The 18,684-nt window shown below is 72.1% G+C and carries 19 protein-coding genes; 9 read left to right on the forward strand and 10 right to left on the reverse strand.

What is annotated here, in order from left to right:
• Window positions 1–53: 53 nt before the first annotated feature.
• Together ACFYY6_RS11370 and ACFYY6_RS11375 are read right to left on the reverse strand one after the other, a co-directional pair.
• Window positions 54–1,337 (reverse strand): GAF domain-containing protein, encoded by a 1,284-nt coding sequence (locus tag ACFYY6_RS11370; protein ID WP_388650973.1) that lies wholly within the window; start codon window positions 1,335–1,337, stop codon window positions 54–56.
• 332 nt (window positions 1,338–1,669) lie between these two features.
• Window positions 1,670–3,307 carry an acyl-CoA dehydrogenase family protein gene (locus ACFYY6_RS11375; protein WP_351521300.1) on the reverse strand — a complete coding sequence of 546 codons (1,638 nt, stop codon included), beginning with the start codon at window positions 3,305–3,307 and terminating at the stop codon, window positions 1,670–1,672.
• Window positions 3,308–3,324: 17 nt separating this feature from the next.
• Between ACFYY6_RS11375 and ACFYY6_RS11380 the strand changes: the two genes are divergently transcribed.
• Together ACFYY6_RS11380 and ACFYY6_RS11385 are read left to right on the forward strand one after the other, a co-directional pair.
• Window positions 3,325–4,482 carry a YihY/virulence factor BrkB family protein gene (locus tag ACFYY6_RS11380; protein ID WP_351633948.1) on the forward strand — a complete coding sequence of 386 codons (1,158 nt, stop codon included), beginning with the start codon at window positions 3,325–3,327 and terminating at the stop codon, window positions 4,480–4,482.
• Window positions 4,483–4,543: 61 nt separating this feature from the next.
• Window positions 4,544–5,236, forward strand: a complete 693-nt coding sequence (locus tag ACFYY6_RS11385) for a helix-turn-helix domain-containing protein (protein ID WP_389192793.1) — start codon at window positions 4,544–4,546, stop codon at window positions 5,234–5,236.
• Window positions 5,237–5,590: 354 nt separating this feature from the next.
• On the opposite strand, the gene ACFYY6_RS11390 is transcribed toward ACFYY6_RS11385, so the two are convergent.
• Both ACFYY6_RS11390 and ACFYY6_RS11395 read right to left on the reverse strand, forming a co-directional pair.
• Window positions 5,591–5,998: a VOC family protein gene (locus ACFYY6_RS11390; RefSeq protein WP_351521294.1), complete on the reverse strand. Its 408-nt coding sequence runs from the start codon at window positions 5,996–5,998 to the stop codon at window positions 5,591–5,593.
• Window positions 5,999–6,134: 136 nt separating this feature from the next.
• Window positions 6,135–7,709 (reverse strand): 3-hydroxyacyl-CoA dehydrogenase, encoded by a 1,575-nt coding sequence (locus tag ACFYY6_RS11395; protein ID WP_351521292.1) that lies wholly within the window; start codon window positions 7,707–7,709, stop codon window positions 6,135–6,137.
• A 468-nt stretch (window positions 7,710–8,177) separates the two neighbouring features.
• On the opposite strand from ACFYY6_RS11395, the gene ACFYY6_RS11400 reads away from it, so the two are divergent.
• The gene (locus ACFYY6_RS11400; RefSeq protein WP_389192796.1) at window positions 8,178–9,407 is read left to right on the forward strand and encodes an acetyl-CoA C-acetyltransferase; all 1,230 of its coding nucleotides are present in this window, start codon (window positions 8,178–8,180) and stop codon (window positions 9,405–9,407) included.
• A gap of 11 nt (window positions 9,408–9,418) precedes the next feature.
• On the opposite strand, the gene ACFYY6_RS11405 is transcribed toward ACFYY6_RS11400, so the two are convergent.
• The 5 genes from ACFYY6_RS11405 to ACFYY6_RS11425 all read right to left on the reverse strand — a co-directional run bounded on the left by ACFYY6_RS11405 (window position 9,419) and on the right by ACFYY6_RS11425 (window position 14,015).
• Complete coding sequence (locus ACFYY6_RS11405; RefSeq protein WP_386608963.1) at window positions 9,419–9,670, reverse strand: hypothetical protein; 252 nt, start codon at window positions 9,668–9,670, stop codon at window positions 9,419–9,421.
• A gap of 55 nt (window positions 9,671–9,725) precedes the next feature.
• Window positions 9,726–10,685, reverse strand: a complete 960-nt coding sequence (locus tag ACFYY6_RS11410) for a dihydrodipicolinate synthase family protein (protein WP_386608962.1) — start codon at window positions 10,683–10,685, stop codon at window positions 9,726–9,728.
• 172 nt (window positions 10,686–10,857) lie between these two features.
• Entirely contained in the window at window positions 10,858–11,670 is an 813-nt protein-coding gene (locus ACFYY6_RS11415; protein WP_389192800.1) for an FAD-dependent monooxygenase, read from the reverse strand.
• A gap of 495 nt (window positions 11,671–12,165) precedes the next feature.
• Complete coding sequence (locus tag ACFYY6_RS11420; RefSeq protein WP_351521282.1) at window positions 12,166–12,945, reverse strand: FCD domain-containing protein; 780 nt, start codon at window positions 12,943–12,945, stop codon at window positions 12,166–12,168.
• A gap of 188 nt (window positions 12,946–13,133) precedes the next feature.
• Window positions 13,134–14,015 carry a chaplin gene (locus tag ACFYY6_RS11425; protein ID WP_389192804.1) on the reverse strand — a complete coding sequence of 294 codons (882 nt, stop codon included), beginning with the start codon at window positions 14,013–14,015 and terminating at the stop codon, window positions 13,134–13,136.
• 556 nt (window positions 14,016–14,571) lie between these two features.
• On the opposite strand from ACFYY6_RS11425, the gene ACFYY6_RS11430 reads away from it, so the two are divergent.
• From ACFYY6_RS11430 to ACFYY6_RS11455, 6 genes are all read left to right on the forward strand, one after another.
• Complete coding sequence (locus ACFYY6_RS11430; RefSeq protein ID WP_351521278.1) at window positions 14,572–14,973, forward strand: rodlin; 402 nt, start codon at window positions 14,572–14,574, stop codon at window positions 14,971–14,973.
• A gap of 332 nt (window positions 14,974–15,305) precedes the next feature.
• Complete coding sequence (locus ACFYY6_RS11435; RefSeq protein WP_351521276.1) at window positions 15,306–15,539, forward strand: chaplin; 234 nt, start codon at window positions 15,306–15,308, stop codon at window positions 15,537–15,539.
• Between the two features lie 249 nt (window positions 15,540–15,788).
• Window positions 15,789–16,079, forward strand: a complete 291-nt coding sequence (locus ACFYY6_RS11440) for a hypothetical protein (RefSeq protein WP_351521274.1) — start codon at window positions 15,789–15,791, stop codon at window positions 16,077–16,079.
• A 181-nt stretch (window positions 16,080–16,260) separates the two neighbouring features.
• Window positions 16,261–16,671, forward strand: a complete 411-nt coding sequence (locus tag ACFYY6_RS11445; protein WP_351521272.1) for a rodlin — start codon at window positions 16,261–16,263, stop codon at window positions 16,669–16,671.
• A gap of 435 nt (window positions 16,672–17,106) precedes the next feature.
• Window positions 17,107–17,313, forward strand: a complete 207-nt coding sequence (locus ACFYY6_RS11450) for a hypothetical protein (protein ID WP_351525890.1) — start codon at window positions 17,107–17,109, stop codon at window positions 17,311–17,313.
• Window positions 17,314–17,425: 112 nt separating this feature from the next.
• Window positions 17,426–17,833 carry a rodlin gene (locus tag ACFYY6_RS11455; protein WP_351525892.1) on the forward strand — a complete coding sequence of 136 codons (408 nt, stop codon included), beginning with the start codon at window positions 17,426–17,428 and terminating at the stop codon, window positions 17,831–17,833.
• A gap of 159 nt (window positions 17,834–17,992) precedes the next feature.
• Here the strand turns inward: ACFYY6_RS11455 and ACFYY6_RS11460 are convergent, their stop codons facing one another.
• Window positions 17,993–18,493, reverse strand: a complete 501-nt coding sequence (locus ACFYY6_RS11460) for a DUF5949 family protein (RefSeq protein WP_389192806.1) — start codon at window positions 18,491–18,493, stop codon at window positions 17,993–17,995.
• Window positions 18,494–18,684: the final 191 nt, after the last annotated feature.

The raw sequence follows: 18,684 nt of genomic DNA on the forward strand, positions 1-18,684 counted from the left end.
CGTGACACCCGCCCCCGCCCGGAACCCGGGCCGTGCGCACGGCCCGGCACCGCTCACGCCGTACGGCTCCTGACCACCACCGGCGCCGTCGAGCGCGGCAGCAGATCGGCCGGCTGTTCCGGATGGACCACCTCCACCTCGACCCCCTCGCCGAAGCGGTACGGGCGGTGCGCCAGGACCTCCGCGAGATGGCGGCGGATCCGGGAGATCTCCGCCCGTACCGTCACCGTCCGGGTCGCGTCGCCGAAGATGTCCTCCGCCAGTTCGGACGCCGTACGGCCCTCGCGGTGCGACGCCAGCGCGTACAGCAGCTCCGCGTGGCGCGGCGACAGCCGCTGCGTCCAGGTGTCCACCGCGCCCACCACGCTGACCGAGAGCCCGTGCGGTCGGCTCAGGTCCAGCACCACCCGTCGGCGCGGCCCGTCCCCCGGTCCTTCCGTCGCCCTCACCAGCCAGCCCCCGGGCAGCGGCTCCGCCTCGCACATGCCGAGCGACGGCAGCCAGACCCGGCCCGGCCGCATCGACTTGGGCAGCGGCAACCGCTCCACCGGAGGCATCCCGGTCACCGCCGCCAGCCACCCGTGGGTGTCCACCGCCACGGCCCGGCCGCCCAGTCGGCACAGCAAGGGCGCCGCCACCGAACGCAGCCGGTCGATCGCCCGCAGGTGCCGGTTCCTGAGCTCGCTCTCCGCCAGCCTGGCCACCGAGCCGACCAGGACCAGCGAGGTCGGATGGAAGGTGGACGCCGGGCCGCTCATGTCGACGATCCCCATCAGCCGGCCGTCCCTCGGATCGCGGACCGGGGCCGCCGCGCACGTCCAGTTGTGCAGACGGCGCACGAAGTGCTCCGAGGAATGGACCTGGACCGGCGCGCGCGAGACGAGCGCCGTACCGATCGCGTTCGTCCCCGTGCTCTCCTCCGCCCAGGCGGCGCCCTCCGCCAGACAGATGCCGTCCGCCCGGCGCAGCACGCCCGGGTTGCCCCGGCGCCACAGCACCCGGCCCTCCACGTCGGTGACCACCACGATCTGCTGGGCGGCGTCCGCGAGCGACACCAGACTCTCGTTCAGCAGCGGCATCACCTCGTTCAGCGCCGACGTCCGGCGCCGGCGCTCGACCTCGTCCGCCTCCAGCAGCACGCTCTCCGTGGACTGGTCCGGATCGAGGCCGCTGCGCAGCACCCGGTCCCACGAGGCGCCGATCTCGGCGCGGAGCGCGGTCGGCGGGCCCTCGCCCCCCGGCTTCCGCTCCCCGGAACGGCGGATCCGGCGCGGGGCCTGGGCCGGCCGCGGGACGGCCGGGCGCCTCACCTCGGCAGCACTTGTCTCCACTCTCATTCCCCCAGTCGCCAGAGCGGCCCGATGGCCCATCCTGCCCCGACAGGGGGCCCGATAGCGCGCACTCCACACAATGGTTGCAACCCTTTGCAACTCTGGCGAGGGGGTGCGGGTCCGTACGAGAGTGGCGGAACACCGTGCGGCGGCGCCTGTGCACCGCCGGTCGGTGTGCACAGCATGGGGGGTGGTGCCGTGTCGGCGCAGCACCACCCCCCGTCGCTGCGCCCGCACGCGCCATCTCCCACGTACGCGTGAACCGGGCACCCGACTCACGCGTTTCACCCCCGTCGCCGGGACACCCGCGTACGGCCCCGCGGCTCCGCCCGGGGCGGCTACCGCTCGACCGGACGGGCCCGTTCCACCACCGTCGCCAGATCGAGACTGTGCGGCAGCGTCCCGAAGGCCGAGCCCCGGTCCCCGCCCAGCCGTGACGCGCAGTACGCGTCGGCGACCTCCGGCGGCGCCCAGCGCACCAGCAGCGAACCCTGGAGCACCGTCGCCATCCGCTCCACCAGCCGACGGGCCCGGGCCTCGATCCCTTCCAGATCGGCGAGCTCCGTCAGCATGCCCTTGATCGCCCCGTCCAGCCGGTGATCCGCGCCGCGCGCCCGGCCGACCTCCTGGAGGAAGGCGTTCAGCGCCGACGGCTCGCGCCGCAGCGCCCGCAGCACATCGAGCGCCTGGACGTTCCCCGAGCCCTCCCAGATCGAGTTGAGCGGCGCCTCCCGCAGCAGCCGGGGCATCCCGGACTCCTCCACGTACCCGTTGCCGCCCAGGCACTCCAGCGCCTCGGCCACCATCGGCGTGCACCGCTTCGTCACCCAGTACTTCGCCGCGGGCACGGCGATCCGCAGGAACGCCCGTTCGTCCTCGGTGTCCGCGTCGTACGCCGCGGCCAGCCGCACGGCCAGCACCGTCGCCGCCTCCGACTCCAGCGCCAGATCGGCCAGCACGTTGCGCATCAGCGGCTTCTCGATCAGTGGCCCGCCGAACACGCCGCGGTACGCGCAGTGGTGGATCGCCTGCGCCGCCGCCTGCCGCATCAGAGCCGCCGAACCGGTCACGCAGTCCAGCCGGGTCGCCGCCACCATCTCCATGATGGTCCGCAGCCCGCGCCCCTCCTCGCCGACCCGGCGCGCCCACGTGCCCTCGAACTCGACCTCGGCCGACGCGTTCGACCGGTTGCCCAGCTTGTCCTTCAGCCGCTGGATCGCGAAGGCGTTGCGGGTGCCGTCCGGCAGCACCCGAGGCAGCAGGAAGCAGGTCAGGCCGCCCGGTGCCTGCGCCAGCACCAGGAAGGCGTCGGACATCGGCGCCGAGCAGAACCACTTGTGCCCGGTGAGCAGGTACTCGCCCGCCGCCGACAGCGGCTGCGCCCGGGTCGTGCTGGAGCGCAGGTCCGTGCCGCCCTGCTTCTCCGTCATGCCCATCCCGAAGAGCACCCCGGCCTTCTCCGCGGGCGGCCGCAGCCCCTCCTCGTACACCGTCGACGTCAGCAGCGGCTCCCACTCCCGGGCCAGCGCCGGATCGGTGCGCAGCGCGGGCACCGCCGCGTGCGTCATCGACAGGGGACAGCCGTGGCCCGCCTCGGCCTGCGTCCACACCAGGAAGCCGGCAGCCCGCCGCACATGACCGCCGGGCCTGCCCCACGCGTCGGTCAGACCGGCACCGACCGCGTGCCCCAGCAGCCGATGCCAGGCCGGGTGGAACTCGACCTCGTCGATGCGGTTCCCGTACCGGTCGTGGGAACGCAGCACCGGCGGATTCCCGTTCGCCTGCGCGCCCCACGCCTGGGCCTGCGCGGAACCGGCGGCCCTGCCCAGCTCACCGAGTTCGGTCAGGGCCGCGGCGGACGGCTCGGCCGGCAGATGACGCCGTACCGCCTCGGAAAGCGCGAGATCCGCCGCGAAGACGTCATAGCCGACCAGCGGCGGTACCTGGTTGGTCACGGTGTGGGTGGTGGGTGCCATGCCGATACGGTAAAGACGTGCAGGCAGCGAATGAAACACCCGAACGGCCGGCGGGGCGGCTCCACCGGGTCCGAGCCCTCTACCGCAACGTGTCCAAGCGGAAGCTGGCCTGGCACCTGCTCAAGGACACCGTCAACTCGTGCATGGAGTACCGCATCCTGGGACTCGCGGCGGAGGCGGCGTTCTTCACCCTGCTGTCCCTGCCCCCGCTGCTCCTCGGGCTGATCGGACTGCTCGGCTACGTCGACGAGTGGACCAGCACCACGACGGTCGCCTCGATCGAGCGCAACATCCTCAACGCCGCGCACACGGTGCTCAGCGAGCGGGGCGTGAACGAGTTCGCCAAGCCGCTGCTGTCGGACGTCACCACCGGTGCCCGGCCCGACGTCATCTCGATCGGCTTCGCGATCGCGCTCTGGTCGGGCTCCCGCGCGGTCAACGTCTTCATCGACACGATCACGGTGATGTACGGCCTCGACGGCCAGCGCGGCATCGTCAAGACCCGGCTGCTCGCCTTCCTGCTCTACGTGATCGCGCTGCTGCTGGGCGCCGTCGTGCTGCCGCTGCTCGTGGTGGGCCCGGACCGGGTCGTGGAGCTGGTGCCGTGGGGCACCGAACTCATAAGCATCCTGTACTGGCCCCTGGTGGTCCTGCTGTCGATCGCCTTCCTGACGACGCTCTACCACGTGTCCGTGCCGGTCCGTTCGCCGTGGAAGGAGGACGTGCCGGGAGCGCTGGTGGCGTTCGTGATGTGGGTGCTCGGCAGCTTCCTGCTGCGGATCTACCTCACCAGCACGGTCGAGGGCCCCACGATCTACGGATCGCTGGCGGCGCCGATCGCGGTCCTGCTGTGGATCGGCGTCTCCGCGTTCGCGGTGCTGGTCGGGGCGGCGGTCAATGCCGCCATCGACCGGGTGTGGCCCTCGCTGGCGACGGCCGCAGCGCGCGCGGCCAACGACCGGGTCCGGGCGGCCCAGGCGGCCGAACTGGTCGCGCGGGCGCGGGCGGAGGGCAGCGGCGAGGGGGACGACGGCGAGGACGACGACTGCGCCTACATGCCGTCCGAGTTCCCGGAACGCTGGTCGCGGTTCCTGCCGCCGGAGGACGTGAAGTCGCGGCTGCAGCCGAGCCGCGAAAAGGACCCGGACAAACCGGCCGGACCGCCCGAGGACTGAGGCGGCCCAGGAGCGGCGCGGAGAAGCCGCGTGGAGGGGACGGTCGTACGAGGAGAGGACGTTGTACGAGGAACGGGCGTCGAGGTTCGACGGCGCGACCCTCTGGACCCTGGGCGTGCCGGAGGGCTCCGCGCATCCGGTGCTGCCCGACGGATGCATGGACCTGCTCTGGATCGGCGGCCGGCTGCTCGTCGCGGGCCCCGACACCCACGCCCACGTGCCGGACGGCGTGACGGGCGGCCGGTACGCCGGAATCCGTTTCGCTCCCGGCACGGCCCCCGCCCTCCTCGGCGTACCGGCGCACGAACTGCGCGACCGCCGGGTCGGCCTCGCGGATCTCTGGCCGAGCGCACTGGTCCGCGACCTCACCGAACGCGTGGCAGAAGCCCCCGATCCGGCCGCCGCGCTGGAGGCGATCGCCCTGCGCCGGGCCGCGGACACCACGTCCCCGGACCCCCTCATGCGATCCGTCGCCGCGCACCTGGGCGAGGGCTGGTCCGTCGCGGACACCGCGCGGTCGGCCGGTCTGAGCGCCCGCCGACTGCACCGCCGTTCGCTCGCGGCCTTCGGCTACGGACCCAAGACGCTCGCACGGATCCTGCGGCTGCGGCGCGCCCTCGCCCTCGTCCGCTCCGGAACCCCGTACGCCGAGGCGGCGGTCATGGCGGGCTGCACCGACCAGGCCCACCTCGCGCGGGAGATGCGCGACCTGACCGGCACCACCCTGACCGCCCATCTGAGGGCCGACCCGTAGCCCCGGCGGGCGACCGACGACAGCCGCGGCACCTCGTGGCGTTCTCGGAAAGCCCGCATACGTCCCGCATACGCCCCGCGTGCGGGCGCCCTTTCGCCCTGCCGTGCACCACATCCGACGCCGCGCGCCGATCCCCACGGACGACGGGACAGCCCCTCGGCCCGGGCGTGACGGGACCGGCGCGCCCGCGCCCGCCCGCGGCCTCAGAGCCTGTCGGGTGACCTCTGACCGGGCGGCCACGCCCTGGCACGCACGCTTCCGGCGTTGCCGGGATGGCCTCGTAGTGCCACTACAAGGCCATCCCGGCGCCTTGGAATCGCACGCACCACGCCGCGTCCACTCTCCGATCGAAGGTCACCCGACAGGCTCTCGGTCGCGGTCGGCGAACAACGACACCGCGCAGCCGTCCGGGTCGAGGACCATCGCGTACCGCTGCCCCCACACCGCGTCCCACGGCTTCAGATGCCCCCGGTACCCGGCACCCGTCAGGTCCTCGTACACCGCGTCCACCTCCGCCGCGCCGTCGCAGCGGAAGGCGAGCCCGAGACGCTCACCGCCGCTCGGTGCCGTCCATCCGGGGTCGAACGACCGGACGACGTCCTCGGTGTCCCACAGCAGGCGCTGCCCGCCCGGGAGCGCCACTTCGACATGGGGTGCGGAATCCGCGTCGGCGGGGATGTCGAGCCCGAGCCTGCGGTAGAAGGCGAGCGAAGCGGCCAGATCCGCGGTGATGATGCCGATCGCGTCCATGTGTGGAGTCATGCCCCGACCGTAGGCCGGGCACCGCGCCGGGTCTTGTACGAAACGGACACGTCCGGGCCGTCGGCACCGGCCCGGACGGTACGGGCGGGGAGCCACCCGGTCGAGCGCCGATGCGCCCCCGCCCGTCGCCGCGCGGCTACGGGACGTCCGTGCCGTTCGCGCGGTCCGCACCGTCCACGCAGTCGTCGGGCGACGTCCCCGGATCCGTCAGCGCGAGACCGAGCAGGGCGCGCTCGGTCACCCAGCGGCTCGGGCGATGGCGCGGGTCGCCCGTCGTGCGGTGCAGCGCCCGGTGCAGCTCCAGCATCCGGGCGGCGCCGATCCGGTCGCCCCAGGCCAGCGGGCCGACCGGGTAGCCGAGCCCGGCCGTGACGGCCAGGTCGATGTCGGCGGGGGAGGCGATGGAGCGTTCCGCGATCGACGAAGCCACCGACACGATCGACGCCAGCAGCCGCTGCGCCACCGAACCCGCCGTGTCCCGCACCACCGAGACCGCGTACGGGTCGCCGTCGCCCGCCCGGGCCAGCACCGCGCGGGCGTCGCGCGCGGCGGCCGGATCCGCCGCCGGGGTCACGGCCAGCACCCGGCGCCGCCCGGCCGCGGGCAACGGGTCGACCCCGAAGGAACGGCTCGCGGGCAGCCCGTGCTCGGCGACGGCCGAGGCCACCGACGCACCCCAGACCGGAATCAGCACGAGCGCCCCGGACGTCGGCCCGGCGCCCGTCTCGACGACGGCGCCCGCGGCCGTCAGGGCCTCGCGCAGTGCCGCCGCGTCGCCGTCCCCGGGACCGGAGCCGTGGACGAACACGGGACGGTCCGCGTCGCCCGTGACCGGCGGCTCCGGGGCCGGGGCGGGGGCGTCGGGGCCGTACGCGAACCAGCCGCGCCCGGTCTTGCGGCCGTGCAGCCCGGCGGCCACCCGGTTCGGGGTGAGGTAGGAGGGGCGGAGCCGGTCCGCGTACCGGAACCCCTGCCAGATGGAGTCGATCACCGCGGCCGTCACGTCCAGACCGGTGAGGTCCATCAGCTCGAAGGGACCCATGCGCAGACCGAGCACGTCACGGGCGATCCGGTCGATGTCGGCCGGCTGCGCGACCGACTCCTCCAGCAGCGCGAGGGCCTCCGTCACCAGGCCGCGACCGGCGTGATTGACGAGGAAGCCGGGGGTGTCGGCGACGGTGACGGCACGGTGCCCGCAGCCCTCGACGAACGCGGTGAGAGCGGGCGGGATCTGAGGGCGGGTGGCCGCGCCCGGCACGATCTCGACGATCCGCATCAGCGGCACCGGGTTGAAGAAGTGCAGCCCGGCCAGCCGGGTCGGGTCCTTCAGCGTGGCGGCGATGCGGGTGACCGACAGGGACGAGGTGTTGGTGGCGAAGACCGCCGTCGCGGGCAGCACCTGTTCGAGCCGGCCGAAGACCTCCGTCTTGGTGCCGAGATCCTCCCGCACGGCCTCGATGACCAGCTCGACGTCGGGGCCCGGCGCCCACGGGTCGTCCAGCGGGACCAGGCGCTCCAGGGCGGCCGCCGACTCCTCGGCGGACGACCGGCCCTTCTCCACGGCCCGTTCGAGCATGGACCGTACGAAGTCCACGGCGGCCGTCACCGCTTCCGTACGCGCGTCGCACAACTCGACGGTGTGTCCGGCGGTCGCCGCCCACTGGGCGATGCCGCGGCCCATGGCCCCGGCGCCGACGATCCTGATACGCATGGCGGTTGAGGTCCTCTCGGGGTGACAGGTGATCCGACCCAGCGACGATAGACGCGAACGCGGCGCGCGGCCCGGCTCCCGGGCGATCCCATGACGCCGACCTGCCACCGGTTTCCGGCGGGCCAGGGGCTATTGATCACCGTTGCCCGCGAAATTACGACCTCGTCCACGATTGGCAGTGGAGGAAGGAGCGGCGTCCGGGGCCTTCGAATCCAAGGCGGAGGAGGGAGTCGGATGGGGTCTCCCCTGCTCGAAAGCAGCTGAGAGCTCGGGGAAGGAGCGTCGGGGACTTGACGACAACGCCGGAGGCGGAGGTCCCAGACGCCGCGACGCCGCTGACAATCGTGGACGAGGTCGTTAGAGTCGCGTCGGGACTACCGTCCGGTGATCCAGGACCGAGGGACCCGCCCGTCGGGAAAGGCGCCCGCCCCACCCGGCCGCACGACCTCACCACCGAAAGGTCACGCCGTGCCCGACCAGCTGCCCGACGTCGTCATCTGCGAACCGCTGCGCACTCCCATCGGCCGCTTCGGGGGAGTGTTCGCCCGGCAGACCCCGGCGGCCCTCGCCGCACGCGTCGTCACGGAGGTCGTCGCCCGCACCGGCATCGACCCCGGGGCGGTCGACGAGGTGATCCTGGGGCACGCCTACCCCTCCGCCGAGGCCCCCGCCATCGGCCGGGTCGTCGCCCTCGACGCCGGACTGCCCGAGACCGTCACCGGCATCCAGATCGACCGCCGTTGCGGCTCCGGGCTCCAGGCAGTCCTCGACGCGGCCATGCAGATCCGGGCCGGCTTCAGCGAGGTCGTCGTCGCGGGCGGCGTCGACGTGATGAGCGCCGCCCCCTACTACACGCACGAGGGCCGCTGGGGCATCAAGGGCCCCGGCCTCCAGCTCCACGACGCACTGGCCCGCGGCAGGGTCACCGCGGGCGGCCTCCACCACCCCGTACCGGGCGGCATGATCGAGACCGCCGAGAACCTGCGCCGCGCCTACGACATCGGCCGCGCCGACCAGGACGCCCTCGCCCTGCGTTCGCAGCAGCGGGCCGCCCGGGCGGCGACGGAGGGACGGTACGACGCCGAGATCGTCCCCGTGACCGTACGGACCCGCAAGGGCGAGACGGTCGTCACCGCCGACGAGCACCCCCGCCCCGACACCACCGCCGAACAACTCGCCGCGCTGCGCCCGGTCATGGCCGCGTCCGACCCCGACGCGACCGTGACCGCGGGCAACGCCAGCGGCCAGAACGACGCGGCCGCCGCCTGCCTGGTGACCAGCGCCGCCACCGCCGAACGGCTCGGTCTCAACCCGCTGGTCCGGCTCGTCTCCTTCGCCCGCGCCGGGGTCCCCGCCGCGACCATGGGCCTGGGCCCCGTCCCCGCGACCCGCGCCGCGCTCGCCCGCGCCGGGCTGACGCTCGACGACCTCGACCTGATCGAGATCAACGAGGCGTTCGCCGCCCAGGTGCTCGCCTGCACCCACGAACTGGGGCTCGGCGAGACCGATCACGAGCAGCGCGTCAACGTCAACGGCTCCGGCATCTCGCTCGGCCATCCGGTCGGTGCGACCGGCGCCCGCCTCCTCGCCACCCTGGCCCGCGAGATGCACCGCCGTGAGGCCCGCTACGGCCTGGAGACGATGTGCATCGGCGGCGGCCAGGGCCTCGCTGCGGTCTTCGAACGCGTCCGGCCCTGACACGCGGGGGCTCAGCGAGTCGTGTGCGCGCCGGGGCCGTCGGCACCGCCCAGGAGTTCGGGGGACAGGCCCGCGCATGCCGAGGCGAGGGCGCGCTCGGCCCCCGACACCAGGTCGGCGACGATGTCGGCGGCCGGCTCGACGGCGGTGACGAGGTCCAGCCCCTCACCCGCCCGGACCGGAACGGCGTCGAGATCGCCGCGCGCGACCGCGTCACGGAACGCCCGACGGACGGCGGTGTCCCGGCTCGCATCATCGTCCATCCGGGGCCGTCCCGTAGCCCCTGGCGACACTGCCGCGCCGAACGGGAGGCGGTGCTCAACGGACCGGGGTCAGCCCGGCGCCACGCAGTCGCCGGGCGACCAGAGCGACCGACTCGGCATTCAGCGGGATCTGCGGGAACGCGGTGTCGGCGTACTCGATGACGCCCAGCAGACGGAGCGCCGCCTTGAACGAGCCGAGCGCCGACGAGCTGCGGCCCATCTCCGCCTCGGGACCGGCATCGACCATGGCGAACAGCTCCACGAGCCGCTCCTGCTCCTTCGCGGCGAGCGCCCAGTTCCCGGCCCGCGCGGCGTCGTACAACCGGACGTACCCGGCCGGATCGACATTGCCGATGCCCGGTACGACGCCGTCCGCACCGGCCAACAGGTCCGCGTCGACGGTGAGTTCGGAACCGGTGAGCACACTGAACCGCGGCGCCGGGCCCTTCTCGCGGCCGTCCCGTCCGCCCAGTTCGACGAGCAGCCGGCGCAGTGCGCCCTCGTCGCCGCTGCTGTCCTTGAGCCCGGCGAGGGTGCCGTCCTCGGCCAGTTCGCGTATCAGGGCGACGGGCAGCTTGCTGTGCACCGCGACCGGGATGTCGTACGCGAACAGTGGCAGATCGACCGCCGCGCGCAGCCGCCGGAAGTGCCCGGCGATCTCCTCGGGATGGGTCCGGGTGTAGAAGGGCGCGGTGGCGACCAGGGCGTCCGCACCGAGTCCGGCGGCGGTCCCGGCGTGGTCGATCACACGTGGCGTGGTCGTGTCGATGACGCCCGCCAGCACCGGGACCCGGCCCGCGACCGCCTCGACCACCGTCCGCAGCGTCGTGGCCCGCTGCTCGTCGGTGAGGTACGCGACCTCACCGGTGGAACCGAGCGCGAACACCCCGTGCACCCCGCCGTCGAGGAGATGCTCGACGAGCCGGGCGAGGGACGCGGTGTCGACCTCCCCCCGGGAGTCGAGCGGAGTGCAGACCGGCGGGACGACGCCCCGCAACGGTGCGGTCAGGGACATGGCGGTGACTCCCACTCGGTCGAGGCGTCGACCCGTGGCCCGGTTCGGCCGCACGGGAACGAGAAGACATGAGACGTAAGATGTCCTATGTCTCGCCCACCATAGGCAGAAGCTCCGGCGACCGGTCAAGTGCCGTTCGAGGAACGGAAGATCGTGTCGCGACCGGCCGCCGTCACGGCCGGCGCATGCGGCCGTACAAATAGCTCGCGGTGCCGTTCAACGCGGCACGGCTCCACGCCTCCACGTCGGCGGGCCCCATCCCCGCCCGGTCGGGAGTGTGCTCCACCAGCTCGCGCCCCAGCCTGCGGCCCAGCTCCACCAGCCGGGCCCCCTCGGCGCCCCGCTCGTCGGCGTACCGGTACAGCGCTTCGGCCGCCCAGGCGGGTCCGCGCAAGGCCCGTTCCAGGCACAGCGCGTCCCGCAGCGCCTTGACCGCACCGCCGGCGGCGTGCGGCCGGGTGACGCTCGCCGCGTCGCCCGCCAGCAGGAACGGCGGTACGGCGGCCCGGGGCACGACGAAGTCGGCGACCGGATGGAGTGCCTGGGCGGCGTGCTCGCCACGGGCGACGATGTCGGCCCACTCCGCAGGGAAGTGCTCCTCCGCGATGCTCCGCACGTACGCGGTGGAGACGGGGGCCGACGGCGCCGCCGACCGCGGGGGAGAGTCGTAGATCGCGTAGGCCGGCAACAGCGTTTCCGGGGCGGCCTCCGGGATCAGGCAGAAGACGCCGTGCCCGCCCGGGAACCCCAGCGTGACCCAGGCGGTCCGCAGCAGTTCCAGTGGCTTCGGACGGTCGCGCAGCGCGGTCAGCGGGATCGTGCCCCGCCACACCAGATATCCGGCGGGCACGGGCCGTACGTCGGGCGCGACCAGCGCGCGGGTGACGGAACGGTGCCCGTCCGCGCCGACCACGACGTCGTACTCCCGCTGCCCGTCGCCGGTGCGGATCAGGGCGCGGCCGGAGGCGGACCGCCCGACGGACACGACGGGCACTCCCCGGTGGTACGCGCCCTCCCCGACCTGCGCGCGCAACGCCCGCCACAACAGTCCCCAGTTGCACGCCTCACCGCGGCCTGCTGGCGGGCCGGCTCGCGCGAGGACCGCCCTCCCGGCGCTCGGGTGATCCACACGCGGTCGGCCACCGGCGTGGTCGGCATGTCCGTGCCCAGATAGCCGCCCGTCACCAGCTCCCGGTGCAGCGACGGCGGGACGACGGTGCCGAACCCGCGGTCCTGCAACGCGCCGCCGCTTCTTTCGTGGACGGTGACGTCCGCCCCGGCCCGGGCCCCGGCGATCGCCATGGCGCAGCCGGCGATGCTGCCTCCGACCACTCCGACACGTACGTTCGCCCCGATGCGTGAATCCGTCACCGCCACCCGCGCCTCCGCTTATTGACGCCCCGACGGGTACCGAGTCGCCCCCATCGTCGCATCCGGAACGCGGCCGTGACCGTGTCCGCGCGGCTGTTGTACCGACGGTTCAGCGCCGGGCCGGGCCGTCCCCGTCCCGGCGGCCCCGGGGCCGGTCGTCCCGCTCCCGGTCGTGCCGGGCGCGCGCCTCGGAGATCCGACGCCTGACCGGCGCGTAGTGCTCGCTCAGTGCCCGCGCGAAGCCGGGTACGTCCTCGGCCCGCGCGGCGTCCACGATGCTCTGGTGCGAGGCGATCGTGGCCGTCTCGTCGGCGTGGGTGAAGCCGTCCAGATGCGGTGCGACGATCGCGTACACGTCCCAGAAGGCCATCGAGAGCTGGCCGACCAGCTCGTTGCCCAGCGGCGCCACGAGCAGGGCGTGGAACGCCCGGTCCGCCTCGACGAAGCCATGTCCCTCCTGCGTGCCGGTCGCTCGCATGGTGGCCACCAGACCGTCCAGCGCGTCGAGTTGGTCGTCGGAGAGCAGCGCGACGATCCGTTCGGCCATTCCGCGCTCGAAGAGTTCCCGCACGTCGACCAGGTCGGCCAGCACCCGGAAGTCGTCGCCGGGGGAGAGCAGCCCGCGGAACGCCAGGCTCTCCACGAGGGCGGACAGGCTCAGCCTGCCCACATAGGTGCCGTGTCCGTGCCGCACCTCCACGATGTCCAGCGCGTCGAGGATCTTGACCGCCTCGCGGACGCTGGAACGGCTGGCGCCGAGCGCCTCGCACAGGGCCGGCTCGGGAGGCAGTGGATCCCCGGGGCGCAGCCGCTCCTCGAGGATGTGACGCTTGATGCCCTCGACGACTTCCTGCCGGAGCGACCGCCGACCGGACCTCGCGCCGGACATGCGTGAAATCCCCACCTCTCGAGCCTCTGCCTCTCGGCCCTCCCGCTTGTCGGGCCAGGGCCCACGCTACCAAGGCATCAGACATCCGACGTTCCGTGGCGACGGGCATGCAAAAGGTCCGTCGGCGCAGCCCCGGCTGCACCGACGGACCCGTCCGTCACCTGCCTGTCGGCAGTCGGTTGTGCGCGTCAGCCCTTCGAGGCGCGGGTGCGGCGCACCAGCAGGGCGCCACCGAGCACCATCGCGGCGCTCGCACCGCCGGCCAGACCCAGGTTGGTGTCAGAACCGGTGTGTGCCAGGTGCGGCTTGTGGTGGTGCTGCCAGTGCGGCTTGTGGTGGCCCGATTCGTGCTGCCAGTGCGGCTTGTGGTGGCCGGACTCGTGCTGCCAGTCGGGCTTGTGGTGGCCCGATTCGTGCTGCCAGTCGGGCTTGTGGTGGCCGGACTCGTGCTGCCAGTCGGGCTTGTGGTGGCCGGACTCGTGCTGCCAGTCGGGCTTGTGGTGGCCGGACTCATGCTGCCAGTCGGGCTTGTGGTGGTGCCCCGGAGGACAGTCGTGGTGGTGGTGATGATGGTCGTCGTGGACGACCGGCGGCTTGTGCGGCGGGTCGACCGGCGGCTTGGGCGGGTCGACGGGCGGCGGTGTCGCGTTCCCCGACTCGTTCCCACACTCGTTGCCGACCGCGGGGTTGAGCGCGCCGACGACATCGACCGTGTTGCCGCACGCGTTGACCGGGACGCTCACCGGAGCCTCGACGAGGTTGCCGGAGAGCACACCGGCGGATTCGGTCGCGACACCCTCGGCGCTCGCGCCCTGGGCGACCGTGCCGCTTTCCTGGCCGCCCTCGTTCTCGCACTCCTGGCCGAATGCCGGGTTCAGCAGACCGATCACATCGACCGTGTTGCCGCAGAGGTTGACGGGAGCGTGTACCGGCACCTGCACAGCGTTGCCCGAACCGATGCCCGGTGAACCGACGGCGGCGCCTTCGACGGAGGCGTCCGCGAACGCGTACCCGCCGGTGGCGGCCAGGATGCCTGACGCCGCCGCCATCACGAGCACGCTTTTACTCAAGGCCTTTCGCATTGATTGCCCTTTCCTAGGACATGTCGCGCGAGCGCGGGGGCTCGCTGCTCGTTCATCAGGCGGTGCGGTATTCGCCGGGGACGACGCCCCGGACGACCTCAATGCATGGACCTGTCGGTGGTGGTCACGGCGGATCGGCGAGAACGCGTCGCGGCGTTCCTCACGGTTCTTCACGCGATGAATCCACCTCCTGCCGGGCGCACACCAGGGCCGCACGCCTGGTGACACACATAACGAGGAGGAAATGTCGAGGAAACTCGTATTTCGTGGAATTTTTGTGACCACTCGAACGGATTACATGAGTGGGTCCCTGTCTGGCACGGTTGCTGTGCAATTGCTCCCGCTCAACCCGGACTACCGAAAGGGAAGTTGAGGATCCGATGGAATGCAGGGGCGGTGAAACGCTTCTGCGGTAGTCCTTGCCTACTTTCGTACTGCTGTCCGCGCGGCTTCGGCGTTCGGGTGAATGGAGAGAACCAAAAGCCCGTTCGTGAGTTGGGCAGGAAGCTCCGGTACGGGGCATCCGTTACGAGAAGGGTTAATCGTGATCAAGAAGGTTCTGGCCACGGGCGCCGTGGCCGCCTCCATCCTCGGTCTGGGTGCGACGCAGGCCATGGCGGTCGGTGACGACGGCGGTACGACCTCGTTCAACGGCAACGGAGCCTCGCAGTTGTTCGGCAACGCTGTGACCCACGGTGACGGAAGCCCGCAGTTCGACCTGGTCCAGGGCAGCCTGAACAAGCTGTGCGTCGGCCTGCCGCTGAAGGCCAACCCCGGCTCGCTCGTCGGCGGGATCCCGGTCACGGCCCAGGATGTCAACGTGCTGTCCTCGCCGCAGAACCAGCAGTGCACCGAGAACTCCACCCAGGCCAAGGGCGACGAGCCGCTGTCGCACATCCTGAGCAGCATCCCGGTGCTCTCCGGGAACGGCGTCGGCAACAGCTGATCCGGCCGACCGCAGTGACAGGCCCGGGCCGTCGGCGTTCCTCCTCCGCACGGTCCGGGCCAGCTGCTGCCCGCCCTGTCGCCGCCCCGCCGGGGCGCTCCGACGGGAGGGCGCACGGAACGGCCCGACCGGCACCCTGCGCTGTCGACGGATCGGCAGCGCATCGGTGCTCAGTCTTTCGGGCGATTCTCGAGATTCTTCCGTTTCGGGAGTTTCGCCCGCGGTCCTGCATCGTTACGAATCGCAGCGGCGGAGCCACGAGTGATCAGGACCGCACTCGTGCGGCACGAGGGACGTGGCCGCACCGGGCTCCGTCGAAGAAAGGGACAGAAGTGAAGTACACCAAGGTCGCCGCCATTGCAGCCGGAACCCTGATGGCGATGGGTGCCGCCGCACCCGCATTCGCCGACGCCGGTACGTCCGGCCGCACCGCCTTCTCCCCGGGCGTGCTCTCGGGCGATGCCATCCAGGCCCCGATCCACATTCCGGTCCACGTCTGCGGCGACACCGTCAATGGGGTCGGTATTCTCAACCCCGCCTTCCACAACATCTGCATCAACGGCTGATCTCTGGTTGGCCGGGGCGAACGCCCCCGACGGAAAGGCCCAGGAACGCATTCGATCGCGTTCCGGGGCCTTTTCCTTTCCATTTCCGGCGGACGTGCGACGTCCCGCCAAGAAATCGCTTCCCCTCCAGTTGCCCGGTCGCGATCGCTTCGTTACCCAGAGGGAAGCGGTGGAAGTCACAGCCAAAGAGGCTGGCACGGTCGCGGGTGCGCGACCGGTGGGACGCCGCTGCAGAAGGGAATTCCGAAAGTGAAGTACGCGAAGTCCGCTGCGTTCGTCGCCGGTTCCGTGGTCGCTCTGGGAACGGCTGCTCCTGCCTTCGCCGTTACCAACGCCACGCCCTCCAACTTCAGCCTCACCGGCGGCGTCAACCAGGTGATGGCCGGCGCGCCGCAGGCCACCGACCCGCTCATCGACACGGTCGGAGGCGCCGCGGAGAAGATGCACAAGCAGGGCACCGTCACCAAGCTGACCGACCAGGCCACCGGTGCGGCCAACGGGGCGGTTCCGCTGCTCGGGGGCCGCCCGGTCGGCGGTTGATCCGGCGCGGCGGCCCGAATTCCCACATTCGCGGATTCCGTTCACCTCCGCGCCATGAGCACGGCGAACAAGCGTGCGGAGAATCATCGTTCGAGTGAATCGCCACAACCATCCTGGTCCCCTTGAGTTGATCAGGGCGCTCCGGACAGGCGAGCAGCAGAATATCCAGAAGGGCTTTTTCATGATCAAGAAGATGATGGCCTCGGCGGCCGTCGCCGTTTCCATCGCCGGCGTCTCCGCCGCGATGGCCCCGCAGGCCATGGCCGTCGGGAACGACGCCGGCACGACGTCGGTCAACGGCAACGATGCCGTCCAGTCGTACGGGAACTCCGCCACCCATGGCGACTGGAGCCCGCAGTTCGCGCTCATCCAGGGCTCGCTCAACAAGCCCTGCATCGCCCTGCCGGGCAAGGCCAACGTCGGTTCGCTCCTCGGTGTCGTCCCGGCCTCCGTCCAGGACGTCAACGTGTTGTCCTCGCCGCAGAACCAGCAGTGCACGGAGAACTCGACGCAGGCCAAGGGCGACGAGGCGCTGTCGCACATCCTGAGCAACATTCCGATCCTGTCCGGCAACGGCGCCGGCAACAACTAGTGCCGCATCAGGCAACGTTCGCCCCGTCGCGACGCCCGGCACGCCCTCTCGCCGCACCGGCCGAAATCCCAAGTACATCCAGTACGAGGGCTTCCGGCCGGCACACCGAGAGCACGTACCGGACGCGCTCCTTGACGGGCAAACGTTGCCTGCCGCGGCACTAGGACATCAGGGCTCCGGCCGTCCGACGCCGATCCCGAACGTCTCGTCTGCGTGCGGCACGGCGTCGTGTGCGGCTTCGAGTCCGCCTGTCCATAGTGTGCGAAACCCGTGGGGCCGACGCATCCAGGCCGCAGCCGGTTCTCCGGCGGGCCGGACGCGTCGGCCCCACGGCGTGCGTCCGGAGCCCCGCCGGCCCTCGAACGGGCGGGCGCACTGGGCCGGTTGCCGTAGCGGCGGCGGACGTCGCCCGGTGCATCGGGTAAGGAGCCGGACATGGACCAGTACGACAGTCAACGCCCCCACGGCGGTCGGCGGCACGCGCAGGACGCCACACCCATCTACGACCGGTTGCTCGCCGAATGGCGGGCGGCCCGCAGCGGAGCGCAGCCGGTGCCGCCCGCGCGGCAGGCGCGGCCCCGCGCGGGATGCCGCGTGCCCGCCGCCCGTACCCCCGAGAAACCGCCGACGGGTGAGCTGTGAGGGGCGAACTCGCTCGGGAGCGAGCCCATTTGGGTGGTTATGCGGAACTGTCGCTCCCATAGTGGGTTGATCAATACGTTCCACAACGGGACGCTCCGAAAGGTGAAGCGCAATGAAGAAGATGATGGCCGGCGCAGTCGTGGCCGTGTCCCTGATGGGCCTGTCCGCCGCCGTTGCCCCCGCGGCCATGGCGGTCGGCAATGACGACGGCACCACGTCGGTCAACGGCAACGGCGCCACGGACGTGTTCGGCAACGCCGCTACCTACGGCGACGGCAGCCCGCAGACGCAGCTCGTCCAGGGCTCGCTGAACAAGCTCTGCCTCGGCGTGCCGGTCAAGGCCGCAGCCGGTTCGCTCCTCGGTGGTGTCCCGGTCACGGCCCAGGACGTCAACGTGCTGTCCTCGCCGCAGAACCAGCAGTGCACCGAGAACTCGACGCAGGCCAAGGGCGACGAGCCGCTGTCGCACATCCTGAGCAACAACCCGGTGTTCTCCGGCAACGGCATCGCCAACGACTGACGCCCACTCGGATGCGGGTGGTCACAGGAAGACGATCCGGGGCCGCCCGCACTCCGTGTCCGGTGTCGCGCGGGCGGAGCCGGGGTCGAGCCCGGGCTCCGTTCGTGACGATGCCCACCGCACCACGGGGGCGGTGGGCATCTCGCGTACGGGGGTGATTCAGCCGAGGCTCCGTACTGGAAGGACGCAGTGGGCCGAGGTCATGATGACGTTCGGGTCCCCCGCGAAGGCCCGCAGCAGGTCCTCGCCGACCGGTCGGCCAGGCGCGCCCTGGGGCCACGGGCGGGTGGCGAACATGACGTTCACCTCGCCGCGTTGCTCGGCGGCGGTCAGCCACTCGGCCGGGGCGGGGTACTGGGCGGTGAAGTGAGGGAGCGTCAGGACCGCCTGGCCGGCCTGGACGAGCAGCTTGACCGGAAGCCCCGGGGCCTCGGCCGCGTACACCGGGCCGGTGCCCACCGGCAGTCCGTTGCGCTCCAAGGACGCGCGCATGGCGGTCTCGCCGGTGGCCGGGCCTTCCGCCCCGTCGCCCAGCGAGTAGACGAGAAGGAAGGCGGCGTCGGGGCCTCCGTCGGGGTGTTCGCCGCTCCACCCGATCAGCGAGATCGTGCCCAACTGGGCTTGCGTGAACGTGTCGTTGGCCGTCTGAGGTGAGGTCATGCCCGGCACCATAACGGCCGATGAGCGGTCCATGTGCATGTGTATCACCTGATCGAGGGATATTGCAGGATATCTCCGATGAATGCCGTCAGGGCCGCATCATGGCTCCGGGTGGACGCGGCGGGGGGCGGGAAAACGTGTTGACGGCGCCTCGTGGTCGCGGGCTATCGTGTGCGGCGTTGCCGGGCGGC

Source organism: Streptomyces sp. NPDC001750 (assembly GCF_042892615.1).
GTDB lineage: Bacteria > Actinomycetota > Actinomycetes > Streptomycetales > Streptomycetaceae > Streptomyces.

Bases quoted from the DNA above. Each gene is read 5' to 3' on its own strand.
- ACFYY6_RS11370 (WP_388650973.1), bottom strand. From the start codon at position 1,337: ATGAGAGTGGAGACAAGTGCTGCCGAGGTGAGGCGCCCGGCCGTCCCG.
- ACFYY6_RS11375 (WP_351521300.1), bottom strand. From the start codon at position 3,307: ATGGCACCCACCACCCACACCGTGACCAACCAGGTACCGCCGCTGGTC.
- ACFYY6_RS11390 (WP_351521294.1), bottom strand. From the start codon at position 5,998: ATGACTCCACACATGGACGCGATCGGCATCATCACCGCGGATCTGGCC.
- ACFYY6_RS11395 (WP_351521292.1), bottom strand. From the start codon at position 7,709: ATGCGTATCAGGATCGTCGGCGCCGGGGCCATGGGCCGCGGCATCGCC.
- ACFYY6_RS11405 (WP_386608963.1), bottom strand. From the start codon at position 9,670: ATGGACGATGATGCGAGCCGGGACACCGCCGTCCGTCGGGCGTTCCGT.
- ACFYY6_RS11410 (WP_386608962.1), bottom strand. From the start codon at position 10,685: ATGTCCCTGACCGCACCGTTGCGGGGCGTCGTCCCGCCGGTCTGCACT.
- ACFYY6_RS11420 (WP_351521282.1), bottom strand. From the start codon at position 12,945: ATGTCCGGCGCGAGGTCCGGTCGGCGGTCGCTCCGGCAGGAAGTCGTC.
- ACFYY6_RS11445 (WP_351521272.1), top strand. From the start codon at position 16,261: ATGATCAAGAAGATGATGGCCTCGGCGGCCGTCGCCGTTTCCATCGCC.
- ACFYY6_RS11450 (WP_351525890.1), top strand. From the start codon at position 17,107: ATGGACCAGTACGACAGTCAACGCCCCCACGGCGGTCGGCGGCACGCG.
- ACFYY6_RS11455 (WP_351525892.1), top strand. From the start codon at position 17,426: ATGAAGAAGATGATGGCCGGCGCAGTCGTGGCCGTGTCCCTGATGGGC.
- ACFYY6_RS11460 (WP_389192806.1), bottom strand. From the start codon at position 18,493: ATGACCTCACCTCAGACGGCCAACGACACGTTCACGCAAGCCCAGTTG.